Genomic DNA, 18,793 nt, shown 5'->3' with positions numbered 1-18,793 from the left:
GGTCATGTGGTGGTCAAGCGAGGGTCAAGCCCCGGGGGCCGTCCGGCCCGTCGACCGGATGCCCGATCCGTGGTCGGACAGCCGGTCGAGGCGTTGGTCAGAGCTTGGTCCACGCCTCGGTGAGGACGGTCCGCAGAATGCCCTCGATCTCGTCGAACGTCGACTGGTCCGAGACCAGCGGCGGCGCGAGCTGGACGACCGGGTCGCCGCGGTCGTCGGCCCGGCAGTACAGGCCGTTGTCGTAGAGCGCCTTGGAGAGGAAGCCGTACAGGACGCGCTCGGTCTCCTCGTCGGTGAAGGTCTCCTTGGTGGCCTTGTCCTTCACCAGCTCGATGCCGTAGAAGAAGCCGTTGCCGCGGACGTCGCCGACGATGGGCAGGTCGAGCAGCTTCTGCAGCGTCGTGAAGAAGGCGTTCTCGTTGTCCAGGACGTGCTGGTTGAGGCCCTCGCGCTCGAAGATGTCGAGGTTGGCGAGGCCCACCGCCGCGGAGACCGGGTGGCCACCGAAGGTGTAGCCGTGCAGGAAGGTGTTGTCGCCCTCGTAGAACGGCGCGGCGATGCGGTCCGAGACGATGCAGGCACCGATCGGGGAGTAGCCCGAGGTCATGCCCTTGGCGCAGGTGATCATGTCCGGCACGTAGCCGAACTTGTCGCAGGCGAACATCGTGCCCAGACGGCCGAAGGCGCAGATGACCTCGTCGGAGACGAGCAGCACGTCGTACTTGTCGCAGATCTCGCGCACGCGCTGGAAGTATCCGGGCGGCGGCGGGAAGCAGCCACCGGCGTTCTGCACCGGCTCCAGGAAGACCGCGGCGACGGTGTCCGGGCCCTCGAAGAGGATCTCCTGCTCGATCTGGTCGGCGGCCCAGCGGCCGAAGGCCTCCGGGTCGTCGCCGTGGATCGGCGCGCGGTAGATGTTGGTGTTCGGCACCTTGTGCGCGCCGGGGACCAGCGGCTCGAAGGGGGCCTTCAGGGCCGGCAGGCCGGTGATGGACAGGGCGCCCTGCGGGGTGCCGTGGTAGGCGACCGCACGCGAGATGACCTTGTACTTGGTCGGCTTGCCCTGGAGCTTGAAGTACTGCTTGGCCAGCTTCCAGGCGGTCTCGACGGCCTCGCCGCCACCGGTGGTGAAGAAGACCTTGTTGAGGTCGCCCGGCGCGTAGTCGGCGAGGCGCTCGGCCAGCTCCACGGCCTTCGGGTGGGCGTAGGACCAGACCGGGAAGAAGCCCAGCTCCTGGCCCTGCTTGTACGCCGCCTCGGCGAGCTCGTGACGGCCGTGACCGGCGTTGACCACGAACAGGCCCGACAGGCCGTCGAGGTAGCGCTTGCCTGCGTCGTCGTAGATGTAGGTGCCCTCGCCACGCACGATGGTGGGAACGGGCGCGGTCTCGTAGTCCGACATGCGGGTGAAATGCATCCACAGGTGGTCGTACGCGGTGCGGCTGAGGTCCTTGCTCACGGCTATCGGGTTCCCCACATATAGGTCTGCTTCTTGAGCTTCAGGTACACAAAGCTCTCGGTGGAGCGCACACCGGGGATGGCCCGGATGCGTTTGTTGATCGTTTCCAGCAGGTGGTCGTCGTCCTCGCAGACGATCTCCACCATCAGGTCGAAGGAGCCCGCGGTCATCACCACGTACTCGCATTCGGCCATGGCCGACAGCGCCTCGGCGACGGGATCGAGGTCGCCGTCGACATTGATGCCCACCATCGCCTGCCGCCGGAATCCCACGGTGAGCGGGTCCGTGACGGCGACGATCTGCATCACGCCCTGGTCGAGCAGCTTCTGAACGCGCTGCCGCACGGCCGCCTCGGAGAGGCCGACGGCCTTGCCGATCGCGGCGTACGGGCGACGCCCGTCCTCCTGGAGCTGCTCGATGATTGCGAGGGACACGGCATCGACCGCTGGGGACGATCCGTTCCCTGTCCTGGAGTCTGCGCTGCGACTGGCCACGCATCCACTCTGCACCGGGACTCGTCTGTCTGGCAACCCCAGATCGATGAAATTCGTTGTTTGAGGGTCCTGATCTCACTGAATCCGAAGTTCACGGCGGGTAGGCATGTCGAAAGCGACACCCGAGCGACTACGCTGGTCATCTCATCCACTGGACGTGTCGACAGGAGGGGTGGTTGTGACCACCGAGGTGCGCCGTCTGCGCAACTACATCAACGGAGAATTCCGGGACGCCGCTGACGGGCGGACCATCGACGTGGTCAACCCGGTGACGGAAGAGGTCTACGCGACCTCGCCGCTCTCCGGCCAGGCCGATGTCGATGCCGCGATGGACGCCGCCGCGGCCGCCTTCCCTGCCTGGCGGGACGCCACGCCCGCCGAGCGCCAGAAGGCCCTGCTGAAGATCGCGGACGCCTTCGAGGAGCGCGCCGAGGATCTCATCGCGGCCGAGTCGGAGAACACGGGCAAGCCGATCGAGCTGACCCGCACCGAAGAGATCCCGCCGATGGTGGACCAGATCCGCTTCTTCGCGGGCGCCGCGCGCATGCTCGAAGGCCGCTCGGCCGGTGAGTACATGGAGGGTCTCACCTCCATCATCCGCCGCGAGCCGGTCGGCGTCTGCGCGCAGGTCGCGCCGTGGAACTACCCGATGATGATGGCCGTCTGGAAGTTCGCCCCGGCGCTCGCCGCGGGCAACACCGTCGTCATCAAGCCGTCCGACACCACCCCGGCGTCGACCGTGCTGATCGCCGAGATCATCGGCCAGATCCTTCCCAAGGGCGTCTTCAACGTCATCTGCGGCGACCGCGACACCGGCCGTGCGATGGTCGAGCACGCGACCCCGGCGATGGCCTCCATCACCGGTTCGGTACGGGCCGGCATGCAGGTCGCCGAGTCCGCCGCCAAGGACGTCAAGCGGGTCCACCTGGAGCTCGGCGGCAAGGCCCCGGTCGTCGTGTTCGAGGACACCGACATCGCCAAGGCCGTCGAGGGCATCTCCGTCGCGGGCTACTTCAACGCGGGCCAGGACTGCACGGCCGCGACCCGGGTCCTGGTCCACGAATCCATCCACGACGAGTTCGTCACCGCCCTCGCCAAGGCCGCGGCCGACACGAAGACGGGGCAGCCGGACGACGAGGACGTGCTGTACGGCCCCCTCAACAACGCCAACCAGCTGAAGCAGGTCAGCGGCTTCATCGAGCGGCTCCCCGCCCACGCCAAGGTCGAGGCGGGTGGCCACCGGGTCGGCGAGAAGGGCTACTTCTACGCGCCGACCGTCGTCTCCGGCCTCAAGCAGGACGACGAGATCATCCAGAACGAGGTCTTCGGCCCGGTCATCACCGTCCAGAAGTTCACGGACGAGGCCCAGGCCCTGGAGTACGCCAACGGCGTCGAGTACGCCCTGGCCTCCTCGGTGTGGACCAAGGACCACGCACGGGCGATGCGGATGTCCAAGAACCTCGACTTCGGCTGCGTGTGGATCAACACCCACATCCCGCTCGTCGCCGAGATGCCGCACGGCGGATTCAAGAAGTCCGGCTACGGCAAGGACCTCTCGGCGTACGGCTTCGAGGACTACACCCGCGTCAAGCACGTCATGACCTCGATCGAGGACTGACCCTCGGTCCGCTGTCGCGTACGGCCCCGGGCTCGTTCCCGGGGCCGTTCCCGTGTCCCGGAACCCGCGGCGGCATCGACAGGGTGTGCGGACGGAGCGGTTGCCGCTGGACGGTTGGTCCATTGCCCGCAACGTCGTCCGACCGGCATCCTGCGCAGGTGCGAGCAACCCCGAAGAACCCCATGTCCCGCCGGTCCCTGCTGCGCGCCTTCGGGGCCACGGCAGCCGGTGTCACGCTGGCCGGCTGCGGAGTGCCCGCCGCCTACGTGGCGCCCGGCGACCGCGCCGGACGCGACACCTCCGCGAGCGACCACTCCCTGCACTTCGCGAACTGGCCCCTCTACATCGACACCGATGACAAGAACGCGTCGAAGCGGCCCACCCTCGACGCGTTCGGCAAGCGCACCGGGATCTCCGTCACCTATACCGAGGAGATCAACGACAACGACGAGTTCTTCGGGAAGATCAGCCCGGCGCTGATGAACCACCAGGAGACCGGCCGGGACCTGATCGTCATCAGCGACTGGATGGCCGCCCGGTTCGTACGGCTCGGCTGGGTGCAGGAGATGGACCGGGCCGAGCAGCCCAACGTGGCCAAGTACCTGGATCCGCAGCTTCGTTCGCCCGCCTTCGACAAGGGCCGGACGCACAGCGTGCCCTGGCAGTCCGGGATCACCGGCATCGCGTACAACCGCAAGAAGCTCGGCCGCGAGATCAAGCACCTGAGCGACCTGTGGGCGAACGACCTGCGCGGCAAGGTGACGCTGCTGTCCGGGCTCGACGAGTCCTTCGCCCTCCTGATGCAGGGCAACGGCGTCGACATCACCCGCTGGAAGCGGGACGACTTCTACCAGGTGTGCGACCAGGTGGAGAAGCTGGTGAGGACGAAGCACATCCGCCGCTTCACCGGCAACGACTACATCAAGGACCTGTCGACCGGTGATGTGCTCGCCTGCCAGGCCTACTCCGGCGACGTCATCCAGCTCCAGGCCGACAATCCGGAGATCGAGTTCGTGGTGCCCGAGGAGGGTGCAGAGCTCTGGGCGGAATCGCTCATGATTCCCAACCTCGCCCGCCACAAGCGCAATGCCGAGAAGCTGGTCGACTACTACTACGAGCCGGAGGTGGCGGCGGAGCTGGCGACCTGGGTCAACTACGTCTGCCCCGTCCCGGCCGCCCGCGAGGTGCTGGCCTCCTCCAAGGACGAGGAGACCGCCGCGCTCGCCGAGGACCCGTTGACCTTCCCCGACGACGCGATGCGGCGACGGCTGGCGATCGCCCGTGACATCACGTCCGACGAGCGCACCGAGTTCGCCAAGAAATGGAACGCCGTCGTCGGGCTGTGAGCCGACCGGGGCGGCGAGAACCGCCGGTGAACACGGGCGTACGCTGCGGACATGAGCGAGCGAAGAGCCCTGCTGAGGCGCATACGCGTGTGGTTGGCCGTCTTTGTCGTGTGTCTGGCGCTGAGCGGGCTGACCGCCTTCCCGCTCGTCCATGAACTCCACTGGGCCGAGGACCTGTTGAGGTCCTCGGCCTCTCCGGTTCCCGAGCACTTCCCGGCGCTGATGGAGTGGATCACCCGGGTCCGCACCGGTCTCGACGAGGCCGACGCGAAGTATCCCTTCGTGCTGTACGGCACCGACTGGCTGGCCTTCGCGCACCTCGTCATCGCGGTCGCCTTCTACGGCCCCTACCGCGACCCGGTCCGCAACATCTGGGTCATCGAGTTCGGCATGATCGCCTGCGCGGGGATCATCCCGCTCGCCCTGATCTGCGGGCCGATCCGCGGCATCCCCTTCTGGTGGTCCGTCATCGACATGTCGTTCGGGGTCTTCGGGGTGATCCCGCTGCTCCTCCTGCGACGCCTGATCAAGCGGCTGGAGGCACTGCCGCGGACGCCGGACCCGGTCGTCGGACCCGCGGCCGCGGCAGGGGTCTGAGTCACCCGGCCTACGGGGCGCCGAAGGCGGCCACCACGATGTTCATCGCCGTGGCGTTCATGCCCTCGCCCTTCGCGTCCGTCGCATTGACGCTGTAGACGAGGGTCCGGGAGAGATCACGGGTGGCCGCGACGGCCGTGTTGTAGCCCCACCGGCCACCCGTCTTGCCCCACACCTCGCGCCCGCCCAGCCTCATCACCGACAGACCCGCGCTGTACGCGGCCGGGCCGCCCGTGCCGTACTCGCGCACCGATGCCCCGGGCAGCGTGAACATCTCCTCCAACAACGCTCCGCGCACCACCTGCCCGCGGAACAGGGCCCGGATGAAACGCTCCAGATCGGCGGTGGTGGAGATCAGGTCGCCCGCCGCCCAGGCGTCCGTCGCACCCCACACCGACACATCGCGCAGTTCGCCGCTCCCGTCGGCCCCGGTGAAGACCTGGTAACCGTGGTTGTGCGGGCCGCGGATCGTCGGGTCGGTGCCGGGGAAGCCGGTGTCCCGGAGCCCCAGGGGCTCCAGGATGCGGCGGGAGACCTCCGACGCGTACCGGTGGTCCGTGACCTTCTCGATCAGCAGGCCCGCCACGGTGTAGCCGATGTTGTCGTAGTGCTGCTGCGTACCGGGAGCGAAGTCCGGCCGCAGGGAGGTGGCTTCGCGGACCGTGTCGGCCGCGTCGTGCAGATCGAAGCGGTGCGCGTACCACTCGTCGAGGTTGTCACCGCCGGAGCCGACGGACGGTATGCCGCTGGTGTGGTTCAACAGCTCGCGCACCGTGACCTTCCAGTACGCCGCCGGGATCAGCTCCGGCAGATAGTGCCGGACCGGCCGGTCCAGGTCGAGCTTCCCCTCGCCTGCCAGCTGCAGCACGACGGCCGCCGTGAAGACCTTGGTGACCGAACCGGCCCGGAAGCGGCCGTCGGGGTTCGCCGGACGGCCCGACGTCAGATCGTGCACACCGGAGCTTCCCCACCAGCTTCCCGCGGAGCCTGCGACCCGCACCAGCGCGGCCGTGGCATCGGCCCTCGGGAGCCCGGCGATCGCCCCCCGCAGAGCCTCGGCGTCCGGGGCCTGCCGGGTGGTCGCGGCGGCGGCCTTCGGGGCATGGCCCGCCGCGAGCGCGGGTCCGGCCGGGCCGGCGGCCACACCGAGGACCAGAGCGGCTGCGACGACGGTGCGGGAAGTGCGGGCGTTCATGTCGGTTCCTCCTGGGCATGGAATCCGTGACTGCTGCCGGAATCCATCCTGTTGAAAGGCGGGACCCGGCGGATCACCCGGCCGAGCGGTCCTCGCCGGGCGCTCTTCTCACCCGCGCGGGGGAGGCGGCGGGAGACCGTCCCTCCGGCGAGGGAGTGACGACACCGCACTCGTACGCGCAGATGACCGCCTGGATCCGGTCGCGCAGCCCCAGCTTGGACAGCACATTGCCGACATGGGTCTTCACCGTGTGCTCGCTGACGACCAGCGCGGCCGCGATCTCCGCGTTCGACAGACCGTGGGCCAGGTGCAGCAGGGTTTCGCGTTCGCGTGCCGTCAGCACGTCGAGGCGCGCCGACGGAGGTGCGGCCGGGGCCGCCGGACGCGAGGTGTAGTCGGCGATCAGCCGGCGGGCCACCGAGGGCGCCAGCAACGAGTCCCCGGCGGCCACCACCCGTACCGCATGCACCAGATCGTCACGGCGGACGTCCTTGAGGAGGAACCCGCTCGCCCCCGCGTGCAGCGCCTCGTAGACGTACTCGTCCGAGTCGAAGGTGGTGAGCATGACCGTCCGGCAGCCGGTCTCCGTGCAGATGGTCCGGCACGCCTCGATGCCGTCCGTGCCGGGCATCCGGATGTCGAGCAGTGCCACGTCGGGCGCCAGTCGGCGAACCGCGTCGACCGCCGCGGCGCCGTCGCCCGCCTCGGCCACCACCTCGATGTCCGGCTGCGAGTCCAGGATCATCGCGAAGCCGCTGCGCACCAGCTCCTGGTCGTCGGCCACCACCACACGGATCGTCAATGTGCCGCCACTCCCGTATGCGTGTCCGACTGCGGAATCGTGACTCTGACCCGGAACCCCCGGCCCTTCGGTCCGGGGCCGGTGGCGGCGGTACCTCCGTGTGCTGCCGCGCGTTCCCGGATGCCGATCAGCCCCATGCCGGTGCCGGTGCCGGTGCCGGAACCGCGGCCGTCATCGGTGATGGTGAGGGTGAGCTCCTCCGCTCCGTACGCCAGTTGCACGGAGACCGTTTCGGCGGCCGCGTGTCTGACGACGTTCGTCAGCGCCTCCTGCACGATCCGGTGGACGGTGGTCTCGACGGCCGGGCCGAGCGGCCGGGCCGCGCCGGTGACTTCGTACCGGATCTCCAGACCGCTGCCGCGCACCCGCTCGATGAGTACCGGCAGTTCGGCCAACGAGGGCTGAGGCCGGCGCGGCGCATCCGGCGGGCTCTCGTTCTCACGCAGCACGCCCAGCATCCGGCGCAGCTGCGCCATGGCGTCGCGGCCGGCCTCCGAGACCGCGTCGAACGCCGCCTCGGCGCGTTCCGGCGCGGTACGGACCGCCACCGGTCCTGCCTCCGCCTGCACGATCATCAGGCTCACCGCGTGCGACAGGATGTCGTGCATCTCCCGGGCGATCCTGGCCCGTTCGCGGGCCGCCGCCTGCTCGGCCTCGATCCGGTGCGTCAGCTCCAGCTGCCGGGCCCGGTCCTCCACCGCGTCGAGATAGGCCTCGCGCGTCACGGTGAACCGGCCGAACGCGTAGGCGGCGGAGAACACGAAGAGGGAGAAGAGCAGCTCCCGGGCCTCACTGCTTCTCAGTCCGACCGAGAACACCACCGACACGGTCGTGAGCACCACGATCGCCAGCCGTTTCAGCGGCGAGGAGAGTTCGGCCACCGTGTAGAAGGCCACCAGGCCGGAGTACGGAAGCGGCTGGCCCGGACCGTCGACGGCGAACTGGTACAGGCCACCGGCTGCGAGCACGGCGAGCAGGACCGCGACCGGCGCCCGCCGCCGGGCCACCAGCGGCAGCACGGTCAGCGTGGTCAGTCCGTACGCCGCCCACGTCGCTTCCGGCAGCTCCGGGGCGCGTGGGACGACGAACGGCATGGTCACCGCGGCCTGCACCAGCAGCGCGACGGTGAGGTCGACGGCCCGGGGACCGACGCTGCGCGGCCCCCGGGCGCGGGCCCACATCCCCCGTATGCCCACTAGGGCTTCCGCGCCACCGCGCCGAACTGGGCGACCTCCGCCGCGCCGGGCTCCGCGCGCCAGCGCGCGCAGGACACGATGCCCGGCTCCACGAGTTCGAGCCCGGTCAGGAACGAGGTGAACTCGGACCGGCTGCGCGCGGTGATCGCAGGGGTGGCGTTCTCGTTCCAGAAACGCATCGCGGCCTCGTTGCCCTCGCCGCCCAGTTCCAGCGTGGGATGGGTCAGCACCAGATAGCTGCCGGACGGCATCGCGTCCATCAGCTTCCGCACGATGTCCCGCGCCTCGCCGGTGTCGAGGACGAAGTTGAGGATGCCGAGCAGCATGACCGCGACCGGCTTCCCCAGGTCCAGCGTCGGCTCGACGGCCCGCAGGATCTCCTCCGGGCGGTGGGCGTCCGCGTCGATGTACTCGGTCGCGCCCTCGGGCGAGCTGGTGAGCAGCGCGCGGGCGTGTGCCAGCACGATCGGGTCGTTGTCGACGTACACGACGCGGGAGTCGGGCGCGGTGTGCTGGGCGACCTCGTGCGTGTTGTCGGCGGTCGGCAGGCCGGTGCCGATGTCCAGGAACTGGCCGATCCCGGCCTCCCCGGCCAGATACCGGACGGCCCGCCCCAGGAACGCCCGGTCGGCGCGCGCCACTTCGCCGATGCTCGGATACATGCCGGTGACCTGGTCGCCGACCGCACGGTCCACGGGGTAGTTGTCCTTGCCGCCGAGCCAGTGGTTCCAGACCCGCGCGTTGTGGGCGATGTCGGAACGGATCCGGTCGGGGACGGGGGTGGTGCTCTCTTCGGTCACGTCTCTGCTCCTCTGGCTCCGGGCGCCTGGCACCACGCAGGATGCGGCGCGGTCCATGATGCCGGACCGATCAAGAGGGGCCGGTGGCACCGGAGTTGCCGAGGAGCGCGCGCAGGGCGTCGATCCGGTTGGTGGTGATCGAGTCGACGCCCTGGCGGACGAGGCGGCGCATGGTGCGCCTGGTGTCGACGGTCCAGGCCGAGACCAGCAGTCCGTCCGTGTGGAGGCGGTCCGTCAGCTCCCGGTCCACCAGGCCGAACCGGTAGTTCAGCCATCGGGGCCTCACCGCGTCGAGCAGCACGGCGCGCGGCGGCGCGAGCGTCGTCCAGGTCAGCGCGATCTCGGCGGAAGGATCGGCGGAGCGCACCCGCAGCATGGCATCGGCGCCCGCGCAGTAGTACGCCCGCTCGTCGGCCCCGCACTCGCGCACCACACCGACGGCCTTGCGCACGGAGTCGTCGGTGGAGTCGGGCAGATCGACCATGACGCGGTGCGCCCCGGCGGCGAGCAACGCCTCGCGCAGTGTGGGCACACCGCCCCCGGTCAGCTCGTCGAGCTCCTTGTGGGTCAGCCCGTCGAGCCGCAGGTCATGGCCCCACAGCCGCTTCAGCGTGGCGTCGTGCAACAGCACCGGCACGCCGTCGCGGGTGACCCGGACATCGACCTCGACCGCGTCCGCCCCCCGTTCGAGGGCGGAGTGGATCGAGGGGAGCGTGTTCTCGCGGACACGGTAGGGATCCCCGCGGTGGGCTACGGCGGTGACAGTGGTGGCCATGGGGCCATTGTCGCCACCGGGGTCAGCGGCCCGCGCGTTCCAGCCAGTTCGCCGTGTACGTGTCGATCTCGGCGGCCAGCGTCCGCTTGCCGGCCGCATCGAGGTACGACGCCTCGACCGCGTTTTTCGCCAGCGCCGCGAGACCCCGCTCGTCCAGACCGAGGAGGCGGGCGGCCACGCCGTACTCGTTGTTGAGGTCCGTGCCGAACATCGGCGGGTCGTCGCTGTTGATGGTGACCAGGACGTCGGCTTCCACCATCTCCTTGACGGGGTGCCGCTCGATGTCGGTCACCGCGCGGGTCGCGATGTTCGAGGTCGGGCAGACCTCCAGCGGGATGCGGTGCTCGGCGAGGTGGGCCAACAGCTTCGGGTCCTGGACGGAGTTGGTGCCGTGGCCGATGCGCTCGGCGCGCAGATGGGTCAGCGCGTCCCAGACGGTCTGCGGCCCGGTCGTCTCCCCGGCGTGCGGCACGGAGTGCAGGCCCTCGGCGATGGCCCGGTCGAAGTAGGGCTTGAACTGCGGGCGCTCCACGCCGACCTCCGGACCGCCGAGCCCGAACGAGACGAGCCCCTCGGGCCGCAGGTTCACGGCGAGCCGGGTGGTCTCCTCGGCCGCTTCGAGCCCGGCCTCGCCGGGAATGTCGAAGCACCAGCGCAGGACGACCCCGAGCTCGGCCTCGGCGGCCTTGCGGGCGTCCTCTATCGCCTCCATGAACCCCTGCTCAGGAATGCCGCGCCGGGTCGAGCTGAACGGGGTGACGGTCAGCTCCGCGTAACGGATGTTCTGCCGGGCCATGTCACGGGCGACCTCGAAGGTCAGCAGCCGGACGTCCTCCGGGGTGCGGATCAGGTCCACGACGGAGAGATACACGTCGATGAAGTGACCGAAGTCGGTGAAGGTGAAGTAGTCGGCCAGCGCCTCGGGGTCGGTGGGCACCTTGGAGTCGGGGTGGTGCGCGGCCAGCTCGGCGACGATACGCGGCGAGGCCGAGCCGACATGGTGGACGTGCAGTTCGGCCTTGGGCAGCCCCGCGATGAACGGGTGCAGATCGGGCATCGGATTCTCCGGAGGCGTGGGCGGTGCGGGTGCCGGCACGGTCGGCCGGGCAGCGGACGGGGATCATCGTAGGCCGGGTCCGGCGGCGGGGGGACGGGCCGTAGCATGACGGGACCACGATGGGGGAGGCCCATGTCAGACAACACAGAGCAGCCCGCGGGCGGGGCCGCGCCGCGCGATCCGTGGGCTCCGCCGGACAGCAGGGTGCCACTGGAGAAGCCGGCCGGTGATCCCCGGCCGCCCGCTGTGCACGATCAGCAGACGGTGACGTCGATGCCGGGCGTCGGGGACGGCCCCGCACCGGCCGCGGCACCGGGATTCGGCGCACCGGAGCAGACCAGGCCGGTGCCCGGACCGGGCCCCGCGTTCGGCCCCGGAGAAGTGCCGCCACCGCCCGTCGCACCGAACGGACCGGGCCAGCCGGTCCCGCCGGCCGCGGGGCAGTACGGCTACCCGGCCGCACCGGCCGCGCAGTACGGCGGCTACCCGGGATACCCCGGCTACGGCCAGACGTCATGGGGCGGGCCGGCGCCCGCGAACGGTCTCGGCATCGCCGCGATGGTGCTCGGCATCATCGCTGTCGTGGGGTTCTGCATGTGGGGCCTGGGGGTCGTTCTCGGTGTCCTCGCGCTGATCTTCGGCATCATCGGCCGCGGCCGGGTCAGGCGGAACGAGGCGACCAACGGCGGCATGGCGCTCGCCGGAATCATCCTCGGATCGATCGGCATCGTCATCAGCGGGGCGTTCCTCGCACTCATGATCTGGGGCATGGCGAGCGGCAACTTCGAGGAGGGCGGCACGACCGGCGACCAGACCGTCTACGAGGAGCCCTTCGCGTCGTAGCCCGTCGGTGTCCCGCACCGAACCCTGCAGTGACGACAGCAGTTCCCACCCGAGGGCCGGGTGGTCCGGACTCCGGACCACCCGGCCCTCGGGCATCCGGCCGTCTCATGCGGCGCGCAGTTGTGCCCGCGCGTCCATCAACGCGAAGCCCAGCAGATTCAGCCCCCGCCAGGTCGCCGGATTCTCCGCACGCGGGTCGTCCGCCGCCAGCCCTATGCCCCAGATCCGGTCCATGGGGCTCGCCTCGACCAGGACCCGGTCCCCGGTGTTCAGCAGGAACTCCCGCAGCTGAGGGTGGTGGCCGAACTTGTGGACGCTGCCGGCCACCACCAGGGCGTACCGCTCGCGTACCCACACCGCCTCGTCGAAACCCCGGACCAGCCGCCCCACCTTCTTCGCCTGGGCCGGGCTCTTCGCCGACACCGCCCGCTCCTGTGACTCCGCGTCGCCGAAGAGCCGTGCCTTGGCGGCCATCATCCAGTGCTCGGCCGATGCGTACGTCACGCCGTCGACCGTGAAGGGCGACGGCCACCACTGACTGAGACAGCTCGCACCGATGCGGCCGTCGGGCCGCGGGCGGTGCCCCCAGAAGCGCAGGTACTTCACCTTCTCGCCGCGCCGGGTCCGTGCCAGGAGATCGTCCATGTGTTCCATGACACGCGAGTCTGGCATCCGCCACGGACACTCCGTACGGGGAATTCCGCGCCGACGCGACACATGGTCGAAGGATTCCGTCGCGTAACCAAAAGGCAACAACGGAATCACTTGTTGGGGTCGATCCCCTCTGTCAGGATCGGCACTCAAATCGAGCAGAGACTACGCCGCCCCGCACTCCGGGGAACGCGGCGGAGGAGAACGTCATGGGCAACGGCATCCAGGTGCGGGACCGCTTCGCGGACGGCGCACAGTACATCGGCGGAAAGCTGCGGTCCGGAACATCGGGACGTCACCACGACGTGGTGGACCCGGCCACGGGCGAGACCGTCTACACCTACGAACTGGCGGGCACCGCCGACGTCGACGCGGCCGTCGCCGCCGCACGGGCGGCGTTCCCCGGCTGGTCGGGCGCGACTCCCGCCGAGCGGGCCGAGGCGATGCACCGCTTCGCCGCCGTCCTCGCCGAGCAGGCCGACGACTTCGCGTACGTCGAGTCCCTCCAGTGCGGCAAGCCGATCAAGCTCTCCACCGAGTTCGACGTGCCCGGCACCGTCGACAACACCTCCTTCTTCGCGGGCGCCGCCCGTCATCTGGAGGGCAAGTCGGCCGCCGAGTACGACGGCGACCACACCTCGTACGTACGCCGTGAGGCGATCGGCGTCATCGGCTCCATCGCGCCCTGGAACTACCCGCTCCAGATGGCCGCCTGGAAGGTCCTCCCGGCCATCGCCGCAGGCAACACGATCGTGCTGAAGCCCGCCGAGATCACCCCGCTCACCTCGCTGATGTTCGCCCAGGCGGCCACCGAGGCAGGCATCCCGGACGGTGTGATCAACATCGTCACCGGGGCGGGCAAGGACGCCGGCGAGCACCTCGTCGGCCACCCGGACGTCGTCATGACCTCGTTCACCGGCTCCACCGCCGTCGGCAAGCGTGTCGCGGAGATCGCCACCTCCACCGTCAAGCGCCTCCACCTCGAACTCGGCGGCAAGGCCCCCTTCGTGGTCTTCGACGACGCCGACCTCGAATCCGCCGTCCACGGCGCGGTCGCCGGAGCGCTCATCAACAACGGCCAGGACTGCACCGCCGCCACCCGCGCCTACGTCCAGCGCCCGCTGTACGACGCCTTCGTGCAGGGCGTCGCCGAGTTGATGGAGACCGTCCGGCTCGGCGACCCGTTCGACCCGTCGACCGACCTCGGCCCGCTGATCAGCCACGCCCAGCGGGACCGGGTCGCCGGATTCGTCGAGCGAGCCCGCGCCTACGCCACCGTCGTGACCGGCGGCGAGGCCCCCGGCGACGAACTGGCGAACGGTGCCTACTACCGGCCGACCCTGGTCGCGGGAGCCGCCCAGGACAGTGAGATCGTCCAGTCGGAGATCTTCGGCCCGGTCCTGGTCGTGCTGCCCTTCGACACCGACGACGAAGGCATCCGCCTCGCCAACGACACTCCGTACGGACTCGCCGCCTCCGCCTGGAGCCGCGATCTGTACCGGGCGAACCGCGCCACGCGGGAGATCAAGGCCGGCTGCGTCTGGGTCAACGACCACATTCCGATCATCAGCGAGATGCCGCACGGCGGATACAAGGCCAGCGGCTTCGGCAAGGACATGTCGTCGTACTCCTTCGAGGAGTACACGCAGATCAAGCACGTCATGTACGACAACACCGCGGTCGCCCGCAAGGACTGGCACCGCACGATCTTCGGGGACCGATAACCCGGCCGCCCCCCGGCCACACCCACCCGAAAGGGCAACGCGCATGGAGCAGTACGAGCCCGAGCGCCTCTCCGCGGCCCAGCTGGCCGCGATGCGGCGCAGCCTGACCAGTGGCAGGGGCGCCCTGACCCGTCGATCGCTGCTTCGCGCCTCCGGCCTGGGGGCGCTCGCGATCGGCGGGCTGGGCACGCTGAGCGCCTGCGGCATCCCGCCCGCCAAGCGGGAGGAGGACGCCGCGGCGGCCTCGGACGACCACTCGGCCCGCGAGAAGCAGATCAACTTCTCCAACTGGACCGAGTACATGGACGTCACCGACGACGGCAAGCACCGGCCCACCCTGGAGGCGTTCACCGAGCGCACCGGGATCCAGGTCAAGTACACCGAGGACATCAACGACAACGTCGAGTTCTTCGGCAAGATCAAGCCGCAGCTCGCGGCCGGCCAGGACACCGGCCGCGACCTCATCTGCGTCACCGACTGGCTGGCCGCCCGCATCGTCCGCCTCGGCTGGGCGCAGAAGCTCGACCCCTCGAACCTGCCGCACGCCTACGCCAACCTCTCGGGCCAGTTCCGCTCCCCGGACTGGGACCCCGGCCGCGCCCACTCGTACCCCTGGGCGGGCATCCCCACCGTCATCGCCTACAACTCCAAGGCGACCGGAGGCCGCAAGGTCGATTCCGTCAGCCAACTGCTCGACGATCCGAAGCTCAAGGGGCGGGTCAGCTTCCTCTCGGAGATGCGCGACTCCATCGGGATGACCCTGCTCGACATGGGCAAGGACCCCGGCTCCTTCACCGATGCCGACTACGACGCCGCGATCGGCCGGCTCCAGAAGGGCGTCGACAGGAACCAGATCCGGCGCTTCACCGGCAACGACTACACGGCCGACCTCGACAAGGGCGACATCGCCGCCTGTGTCGCCTGGGCGGGCGACATCATCCAGCTCCAGGCCGGCAACCCGGACATCAAGTACGCCATCCCGGCCGCCGGTTACGTCATATCCAGCGACAACCTGCTCGTCCCGGTGAAGGCCCGGCACAAGACCAACGCCGAGAGGCTCATCGACTACTACTACGAACCGCCGGTCGCCGCCAAGCTCGCCGCGTACATCAACTTCGTCTGTCCGGTCGACGGGGTCCGCGACGAACTGGCAAGGATCGACCAGGCGATGGCCGACAACGTCCTGATCCTTCCGGACAAGCAGATGGCGGCCAAGTCGCGAGCCTTCCGGTCCCTGACCGCCGAGGAGGAGACGGCGTACGAAGAGAAGTTCGCCAAGCTCATCGGCGCCTGACCACCTCGCCCTTCCTCCACGACCTCCCCTGACACCACTGGGACTGCGACCCATGACACAGCAGCAGACAGGCGGCGACGTCCGCCTCACCGGGATCAGCAAGACGTACGGCTCCTTCACCGCCGTCCAGCCGCTCGATCTGACCGTTCCGCAGGGCTCCTTCTTCGCGCTGCTCGGCGCGTCGGGCTGCGGCAAGACCACCACCCTGCGGATGATCGCGGGCCTGGAGGAGGCGACCACCGGAACCGTCTCGCTCGGCGGCCAGGACATCACCGACCTGCCCCCGTACAAGCGGCCCGTCAACACGGTCTTCCAGAGCTATGCGCTCTTCCCGCACCTCGACATCACCGAGAACGTCGCCTTCGGCCTGCGCCGGCGCGGCATCAAGTCGGTGAAGAAGCAGGTCGACGAGATGCTGGAGCTCGTCCAGCTCGGTGACTTCGCCAAGCGCAAACCGCACCAGCTCTCCGGCGGCCAGCAGCAGCGCGTCGCCGTCGCCCGCGCCCTGATCAACCACCCGCAGGTGCTCCTGCTCGACGAGCCGCTCGGCGCCCTCGACCTCAAGCTGCGCCGCCAGATGCAGTTGGAGCTCAAGCGCATCCAGACCGAGGTCGGCATCACGTTCATCCATGTCACCCACGACCAGGAGGAGGCCATGACCATGGCCGACACCGTCGCGGTGATGAACGGGGGCCGGGTCGAGCAGCTGGGCGCCCCCGCCGATCTGTACGAGAACCCGAAGACGACCTTCGTCGCCAACTTCCTCGGCACGTCGAACCTGATCGAGGGCGAGATCGTCTCCACGGACACGGACGTCGTCGTGACGGTCGGCGGCGGAAAGCTGCGGCTGCCCACCGGGCGATGTACGGCCCCCACCGCGAACGGCGGCAAGCTGCTGCTCGGCGTACGCCCCGAGAAGATCTCGCTCGCGCACGCCGACGAGGCGGACGCGATAGCCGACGGCCGCAACCGGGTCACCGGCCGGATCGTGGATTCCAGCTTCATCGGCGTGTCCACGCAGTACGTGGTGGAGAGCCCGGCCGGCAAGGCGCTCCAGGTCTATGAGCAGAACATCGAGAGGGATGCCCGGCTCGCCCCCGGTGCCGAGGTCGTCCTGCACTGGAACCCGGCGCATACCTTCGGCCTGGACGCCGCCCAGGACATCGACGCCGGTGTGGAGACGGTGGAGGACGCGGCGTGACCGTCACCGAGGCGCCTCCCGCCGCGCCCCCCGCCGAGCCGAAGGTTCGCAAGGCCTCCACCCGTAAGCGCCTCGTCCCGTACTGGTTGCTGCTCCCCGGCATTCTGTGGCTCGTCGTCTTCTTCGCGCTGCCGCTGGTCTACCAGGCGTCGACCTCCGTGCAGACCGGATCCCTGGAGAAGGGATTCGAGGTCACCTGGCACTTCCAGACGTACTGGGACGCGCTGAAGGACTACTACCCGCAGTTCATCCGGTCCCTGATGTACGCGGGCACCGCCACGATCCTCTGTCTGCTGCTGGGCTACCCGCTCGCGTACCTCATCGCCTTCAAGGCCGGGCGCTGGCGCAATGTCGTCCTCGTGCTGGTCATCGCGCCGTTCTTCACCAGCTTCCTGATCCGTACGCTCGCCTGGAAGACGATCCTCGCGGACGGCGGCGCGGTCGTCGACGTACTGAACACCCTGCACATCCTGGACGTCACCAGTTGGCTGGGCTGGACCGAGTCGAACCGCGTCCTGGCCACGCCGATGGCGGTGGTCTGCGGTCTCACGTACAACTTCCTGCCGTTCATGATCCTGCCGCTCTACACCTCGCTGGAGCGGATCGACGGCAGACTGCACGAGGCGGCCGGCGATCTGTACGCCACACCCGCCACCACCTTCCGCAAGGTGACCTTCCCGCTCTCGATGCCGGGCGTCGTCTCCGGAACGCTGCTGACGTTCATTCCGGCCAGCGGCGACTACGTCAACGCGGAACTGCTGGGCTCCACCGACACCAAGATGGTCGGCAGCGTCATCCAGACCCAGTTCCTGCGCGTGCTCGACTATCCGACGGCGGCCGCGCTCTCCTTCATCCTCATGGCGGTCGTCCTGATCATGGTCACCGTCTACATCCGCCGCTCCGGGACGGAGGACCTGGTCTGATGCCCGTACTGCGCTGGATCCGCCGGAATCTGATCGTCATCGCGGGTCTGCTGACCCTCGCCTACATGATCCTTCCGAACATCGTCGTGATGGTGTTCTCGTTCAACAAGCCGAAGGGGCGCTTCAACTACGCCTGGCAGCACTTCTCGCTGGACGCCTGGAAGGACCCCTGCGGCGTCGCCGACATGTGCGGCTCGCTCTCCCTGTCCCTGCAGATCGCCACCTGGGCCACCGTCGGCGCGACCGTCCTCGGCACGATGATCTCCTTCGCGCTGGTCCGCTACCGCTTCCGGGCGCGCGGCGCGATCAACTCGCTGATCTTCCTGCCGATGGCGATGCCCGAGGTCGTCATGGCGGCCTCGCTGCTCACGCTCTTCCTCAACATGGGCGCACAGCTGGGCTTCTGGACGATCCTCATCGCGCACATCATGTTCTGCCTGAGCTTCGTCGTGACGGCCGTCAAGGCACGGGTGATGTCGATGGACCCGCGACTGGAGGAGGCGGCCCGCGATCTGTACGCGGGCCCCGTGCAGACCTTCCTGCGGGTGACGCTGCCGATCGCCGCCCCCGGAATCGCGGCGGGAGCGCTGTTGGCCTTCGCGCTCTCCTTCGACGATTTCATCATCACCAATTTCAACGCGGGCTCCACTGTGACCTTCCCCATGTTCGTCTGGGGATCGGCACAGCGCGGCACGCCCGTGCAGATCAACGTCATCGGTACGGCGATGTTCATCATTGCGGTACTGGTGGTTGTCGTCGGCCAGCTCATCGCGAACCGGCGGAAGAACACCGCACGATAGAAAGCCCTGAAGGAGTTG

18 protein-coding genes are annotated in these 18,793 nt (G+C 69.2%); 9 read left to right on the top strand and 9 right to left on the bottom strand.

Translation table 11 applies throughout. The features are described 5' to 3' along the window. Positions 1–97: 97 nt before the first annotated feature. Positions 98–1,477 carry an aspartate aminotransferase family protein gene (locus ACIOHC_RS27460; RefSeq protein ID WP_351083792.1) on the bottom strand — a complete coding sequence of 460 codons (1,380 nt, stop codon included), beginning with the start codon at positions 1,475–1,477 and terminating at the stop codon, positions 98–100. Then, positions 1,462–1,953, bottom strand: a complete 492-nt coding sequence (locus tag ACIOHC_RS27455; RefSeq protein WP_176740396.1) for an Lrp/AsnC family transcriptional regulator — start codon at positions 1,951–1,953, stop codon at positions 1,462–1,464. The genes ACIOHC_RS27460 and ACIOHC_RS27455 overlap by 16 nt, the downstream gene beginning before the upstream one ends. A 178-nt stretch (positions 1,954–2,131) precedes the next feature. On the opposite strand from ACIOHC_RS27455, the gene ACIOHC_RS27450 reads away from it, so the two are divergent. The 3 genes from ACIOHC_RS27450 to ACIOHC_RS27440 all read left to right on the top strand — a co-directional run bounded on the left by ACIOHC_RS27450 (position 2,132) and on the right by ACIOHC_RS27440 (position 5,514). After that, positions 2,132–3,571, top strand: coding sequence for a gamma-aminobutyraldehyde dehydrogenase (locus tag ACIOHC_RS27450; RefSeq protein ID WP_351083796.1), 1,440 nt, complete (start codon positions 2,132–2,134; stop codon positions 3,569–3,571). A gap of 182 nt (positions 3,572–3,753) precedes the next feature. Continuing rightward, positions 3,754–4,917 (top strand): PotD/PotF family extracellular solute-binding protein, encoded by a 1,164-nt coding sequence (locus ACIOHC_RS27445; protein ID WP_401844436.1) that lies wholly within the window; start codon positions 3,754–3,756, stop codon positions 4,915–4,917. 51 nt (positions 4,918–4,968) lie between these two features. Then, complete coding sequence (locus ACIOHC_RS27440) at positions 4,969–5,514, top strand: hypothetical protein (RefSeq protein ID WP_365693436.1); 546 nt, start codon at positions 4,969–4,971, stop codon at positions 5,512–5,514. Between the two features lie 10 nt (positions 5,515–5,524). Here the strand turns inward: ACIOHC_RS27440 and ACIOHC_RS27435 are convergent, their stop codons facing one another. The 6 genes from ACIOHC_RS27435 to ACIOHC_RS27410 form a co-directional block, all read right to left on the bottom strand. Beyond that, positions 5,525–6,709, bottom strand: coding sequence for a serine hydrolase domain-containing protein (locus tag ACIOHC_RS27435; protein WP_365693438.1), 1,185 nt, complete (start codon positions 6,707–6,709; stop codon positions 5,525–5,527). Positions 6,710–6,782: 73 nt separating this feature from the next. Beyond that, positions 6,783–7,511, bottom strand: coding sequence for a response regulator transcription factor (locus ACIOHC_RS27430; protein WP_365693439.1), 729 nt, complete (start codon positions 7,509–7,511; stop codon positions 6,783–6,785). Then, entirely contained in the window at positions 7,508–8,692 is a 1,185-nt protein-coding gene (locus ACIOHC_RS27425) for a histidine kinase (RefSeq protein WP_365693461.1), read from the bottom strand. Before ACIOHC_RS27425 ends, ACIOHC_RS27430 begins: the two co-directional genes overlap by 4 nt. A 14-nt stretch (positions 8,693–8,706) precedes the next feature. Beyond that, the gene (locus ACIOHC_RS27420; RefSeq protein WP_365693440.1) at positions 8,707–9,507 is read right to left on the bottom strand and encodes an SAM-dependent methyltransferase; all 801 of its coding nucleotides are present in this window, start codon (positions 9,505–9,507) and stop codon (positions 8,707–8,709) included. A gap of 70 nt (positions 9,508–9,577) precedes the next feature. Beyond that, a complete protein-coding gene (locus tag ACIOHC_RS27415) occupies positions 9,578–10,282 on the bottom strand; it encodes a glycerophosphodiester phosphodiesterase (protein WP_365693441.1) in 705 nt (234 codons plus the stop codon). Between the two features lie 22 nt (positions 10,283–10,304). Continuing rightward, positions 10,305–11,339: an adenosine deaminase gene (locus tag ACIOHC_RS27410; protein ID WP_365693442.1), complete on the bottom strand. Its 1,035-nt coding sequence runs from the start codon at positions 11,337–11,339 to the stop codon at positions 10,305–10,307. A gap of 132 nt (positions 11,340–11,471) precedes the next feature. Between ACIOHC_RS27410 and ACIOHC_RS27405 the strand changes: the two genes are divergently transcribed. Then, on the top strand, positions 11,472–12,182 hold the full coding sequence (locus ACIOHC_RS27405) for a DUF4190 domain-containing protein (protein WP_365693444.1): 711 nt from the start codon (positions 11,472–11,474) through the stop codon (positions 12,180–12,182). Positions 12,183–12,287: 105 nt separating this feature from the next. Here the strand turns inward: ACIOHC_RS27405 and ACIOHC_RS27400 are convergent, their stop codons facing one another. Beyond that, positions 12,288–12,827, bottom strand: coding sequence for an NADAR family protein (locus ACIOHC_RS27400; RefSeq protein WP_401844433.1), 540 nt, complete (start codon positions 12,825–12,827; stop codon positions 12,288–12,290). Between the two features lie 215 nt (positions 12,828–13,042). Between ACIOHC_RS27400 and ACIOHC_RS27395 the strand changes: the two genes are divergently transcribed. From ACIOHC_RS27395 to ACIOHC_RS27375, 5 genes are read left to right on the top strand one after another with little or no spacing between them, the layout of a single operon-like run. Next, positions 13,043–14,557 (top strand): gamma-aminobutyraldehyde dehydrogenase, encoded by a 1,515-nt coding sequence (locus ACIOHC_RS27395; RefSeq protein WP_365693446.1) that lies wholly within the window; start codon positions 13,043–13,045, stop codon positions 14,555–14,557. A gap of 43 nt (positions 14,558–14,600) precedes the next feature. Continuing rightward, positions 14,601–15,851: a spermidine/putrescine ABC transporter substrate-binding protein gene (locus ACIOHC_RS27390; protein ID WP_351083815.1), complete on the top strand. Its 1,251-nt coding sequence runs from the start codon at positions 14,601–14,603 to the stop codon at positions 15,849–15,851. Positions 15,852–15,903: 52 nt separating this feature from the next. Beyond that, positions 15,904–17,052 (top strand): ABC transporter ATP-binding protein, encoded by a 1,149-nt coding sequence (locus ACIOHC_RS27385; protein WP_351083817.1) that lies wholly within the window; start codon positions 15,904–15,906, stop codon positions 17,050–17,052. Next, positions 17,049–17,975, top strand: a complete 927-nt coding sequence (locus ACIOHC_RS27380; RefSeq protein ID WP_351083819.1) for an ABC transporter permease — start codon at positions 17,049–17,051, stop codon at positions 17,973–17,975. The genes ACIOHC_RS27385 and ACIOHC_RS27380 overlap by 4 nt, the downstream gene beginning before the upstream one ends. Continuing rightward, on the top strand, positions 17,975–18,775 hold the full coding sequence (locus ACIOHC_RS27375) for an ABC transporter permease (RefSeq protein ID WP_093899058.1): 801 nt from the start codon (positions 17,975–17,977) through the stop codon (positions 18,773–18,775). The genes ACIOHC_RS27380 and ACIOHC_RS27375 overlap by 1 nt, the downstream gene beginning before the upstream one ends. The last annotated feature ends 18 nt before the right edge of the window (positions 18,776–18,793 follow it).

It is taken from the genome of Streptomyces sp. NPDC088252, from assembly GCF_044740965.1.
Classification (GTDB): domain Bacteria; phylum Actinomycetota; class Actinomycetes; order Streptomycetales; family Streptomycetaceae; genus Streptomyces.
Note: the sequence above shows the minus strand (reverse complement) of the source record. Positions and strands in the feature narration are given on the sequence as shown.